This is a genomic window from Flavobacteriales bacterium, assembly GCA_013001705.1.
Classification (GTDB): Bacteria; Bacteroidota; Bacteroidia; order Flavobacteriales_D; family JABDKJ01; genus JABDLZ01.
On the sequence record JABDLZ010000289.1, the window covers coordinates 1 to 3,621 of the forward strand.

Here is a 3,621-nt window from a genome sequence, read left to right on the forward strand (position 1 = left end):
GGATCGCTCCTTGGAGAGAATCTCAAATCAGGTGGTATCCAGAGTTATTTTGCCATACCGGTCTCATTCCGGGGAGAGAAACTGGGATTTCTGGAGCTAGGTAGCCAGAGAAAGGGCGCGCTCAATTCGACCATCCATTCTCAGATCCAGCATATCCTGCCTATACTGGCCGTTGCAGGAAATCGATTCAACGAGGAATTCGACAATAAAGTAGAGGCCGTCATCCAAGAGCGTTTTACCACCATCCACCCTTCGGTCAAGTGGAGATTCACCGAAGAGGCCATGCGATTGATCAGCACGCCAGAGCATCAGATCGATCTCAAGGATATCGTCTTTCGCAAGGTCTATCCATTATTCGGTCAACTGGATATCCGACAGAGTACCCTGAACCGGAATGAGGCCGTACGCAAGGACATGATCGAACAGATGGACATGGCTGCCGAGATCATCACTTCTGCAAGCAGGATCAAGAAACTTCCCATCTATGAGGAGATACTCTACAATATCATGCGCTTCAAATCTGCTTTGAATGAAGACATAGACACGACCACTGAACACGCCATCATTGTATTTGTCACAAAAGAATTGAACCCACTCATCAGTTCTACCAGCAAAGCCTTTCCTGAGCTGAGTGAGACAGTAGAGCAATATGAGAAATCACTGAAAGCGGGATTTGAGATCGTCTATCAGGAGCGCGCTGCATTTGACAGGTCGTTGAATGAGATCAACCGTATCCTCACCCAATACATCGATGAAGAACAGCTCAAAGCCCAGAAGATGTTCCCACACTATTTCGAACGGTATAAGACGGATGGTGTGGAGTTCAACATGTATATCGGGGAGAGCATTGCACCAGGTCAAGGATTCGACCTGCTGTACTATAAGAATCTGAGATTGTGGCAATTGCTGGCAATGATCCAGATGGAACGCAAGGTGGCCACCGTCCGCGATGACTTACCCTTGCCCTTGGAGATCGCCTCACTCATATTGGCATTCAGTACTCCTTTGTCCATTCACTTCCGCATCGATGAGAAAAGATTCGATGTGGAGGGTGCATACAACGCCCGGTATGAGATCATCAAAAAGAGGTTGGATAAGGCCTATATCAAAGGGACAGAAGAGCGTATCACCTGTCCGGGGAAAATGGTAGTGGTATATAGCAGCGAAAGCGATGAACAGGAGTACCTGCGCTATTTCCGTTTCCTACAGGCCAAAGGATTGATCAAACCTGGACCTGTGCAACGTGTTACCTTGCAGGATCTGCAAGGCGTATCCGGATTGAAGGCACTGAGAGCTGATATCGACTATTCCCGATCAGATGAGCTCAGTTCTCTGAGTATGGATGATATCATCGCTGAGATAGAGGAGAGCCCGGCAGAGCCATCTTGATGGACTACTGATCAGTCTGCTGAGAGTAGGTAGATGGTATAATCCTCAGAGTCGAATGAAGCAGAGCGTTCAATGTCGATAGGACTACCAAAAGTGCGCTTCAATACGACCACCGCAGTCAGCCCTTTGGCCTTCAAGCTATCCAATGTCTGGTCGCGAGCTATCCGCTCGTTGTCCATCACCCAGCCTTTTCTATGCGCGAAATACATGGGAGTAGGGTAGTCACCGCTATTGATCAAGATGAGGTCGTCCTTGTCGGTGAGTAGGTCCAAGTCCTCTTCTAATCCTTCCAAAGCTTGCATATGTTCTTTGATACGGAAGTCATGTTGTTGATTGATGACACCTTCCAGCATAATGATGCTGACCAAAGCGATTCTCAGCCAATTCTTCCCAACTGAAGCCAATGCATGGCCACAGATAAGAGCCATCACCGGCACAAAGGGTATCACGTAGTAATTGTGATGGTAGAAGGTACGTCCGCCCTTAATGACGATGATCGCAAAGCTCAAAGCGGACAGGATCAGAATCAGAAGAGCAAGCCTTTGTTTACTGCGGATGATCCGGACAATCCCGAAAAGAAAGACCGCGAATCCAGTGAACTTCAGTGCATCATCGTAGAATCTGGAGGCTACTTCCATTCCATGACCCTGTAGCTCCTGCCATCCCATTGACAAGGAATTACCCATGAAGAAATGCCAGAATCCATATTCCGAGACCAAGAAAGGTACCCAGAAGAAATACCACCATAGGACCGGGAGCAACGCTCCTACAGATGCCGATCCAACTAGGATTCGCTCCTGGATAGGTACTCGCTTGTCACATAGGGGGATGGCCAAGAGAATGAAGAGAAATCCTGCCGGCAATTTGCTCAACATACCGAGAGCGGCCAAGAGCGTGAATCCGAGCAGGTGAATGGTACGATGCCTCGAATCATAGAGATAACAATGCGCATAGTAGAGTGAAGCAATGACCAGCGACACGGCAAAGGTGTCAGGCATGATCTTACGAGAGAAACTGAACCAGATGGAGCCCAAGAGCACCAGAGTGGCATAGAATGCCACCTCTCTATCAAAGACCCGTCTGACCAGTAGAAAGAAGTAATAGACGCCTAAGCTGGAAATGATGAGGTTGATCAATCGACCGTACCAATGGTCATAGCCGCATACTTCGGATACCAGATAGATACCGTAGTTGAGCAGCGGGAATTCCATGCCTGTGATCCCACTTCGTTCACCTGCAAAATCCACACGGGGGAAGAATATATTGGCATCTTCTTCTACAAAATTCCGGGCGACCATGGTGACGGTGGTCTGTCTCCAGTTATGACCGGTCTCCAGGGGAGGAGCCGTGATGTGGAACAGTCGTATGCAGAAGAACAAGAAGATCCAGAATCGGATATCCCTTATGAATCGCCTCACCATGTGGAGACAAAGAAAAATGAAAAAATCCCCTCCCATGGTGTTGGGAAGGGATCATTCGTTGTGACCGTCATCAAGGATGATCGATCATGTTGGTCGATACGTTGTTCAAGTTGTGGTCTGGATACACTATATGTCCAGAAGTCGGCCTATGAGGCCTTAGACCACAGTTGACCTGGGTCGTAATGTTTACTATCTCTGAACCGCTTGACGATATTGATGTGGTCGAAGTCGACACGCATGCCGATCACCAGGATATCATCCACTTGTTCATTCGATCCTTTCCATGATTCGAGCTCACTCGCCAGACACTCTGATTGCAATTTCATCGAGTAATCCTTATTCGAATCCAGAATGCTCAAGAGCCTTCTGTTCATGAGTTTCTTGTTGTTGGGCCCACCGAACTGGTCAATGATGCCATCGGTGAACATGTACAGGCAATCGTCAGACCTGAGCTTGATCTCATGATTGGTAAAGCCTTTCTCATAGAGATGAGTATCTCCAATGGAGCCTCTGTCGCCTTTGATACGCTGGATCTTCCCATCGCGCATGAGTAGGAGACTGTTCTTGGCACCTGCAAAGGTCACCTTGCGTTGCCACACATCGATGGCGATCAGCGACATATCCATACCATCAGAAGCTACACTCCATTCGGTCTGTAGGGTACTGATGATGTCCAGATTCATCAATTCCAGGATCTCTGCCGGATTGGTGTTCCCGTTCTCCTTGACGATCTTATCCAAGAGTTTACTTCCGATGATGCTGATCAGAGCACCCGGTGTTCCATGTCCTGTGCAGTCAACAGAGGCTATGA

Annotated in this window: 3 protein-coding genes; 1 reads left to right on the forward strand and 2 read right to left on the reverse strand. The window is 48.2% G+C overall.

Annotated features, from left to right (window positions below; all coding sequences use genetic code 11):
• On the forward strand, positions 1-1,389 hold a 1,389-nt coding region (locus HKN79_11445), incomplete at its 5' end, for a GAF domain-containing protein (GenBank protein ID NNC84181.1).
• 11 nt (positions 1,390-1,400) lie between these two features.
• On the opposite strand, the gene HKN79_11450 is transcribed toward HKN79_11445, so the two are convergent.
• Positions 1,401-2,810, reverse strand: a complete 1,410-nt coding sequence (locus tag HKN79_11450) for a hypothetical protein (GenBank protein ID NNC84182.1) — start codon at positions 2,808-2,810, stop codon at positions 1,401-1,403.
• 146 nt (positions 2,811-2,956) lie between these two features.
• A partial coding sequence (locus HKN79_11455; protein ID NNC84183.1) for a SpoIIE family protein phosphatase occupies positions 2,957-3,621 on the reverse strand: 665 nt, incomplete at its 5' end.

What these genes read in the sequence shown, in the direction of transcription:
- HKN79_11450 (NNC84182.1), bottom strand. Translation starts at nt 2,810, where the DNA reads ATGGTGAGGCGATTCATAAGGGATATCCGATTCTGGATCTTCTTGTTC.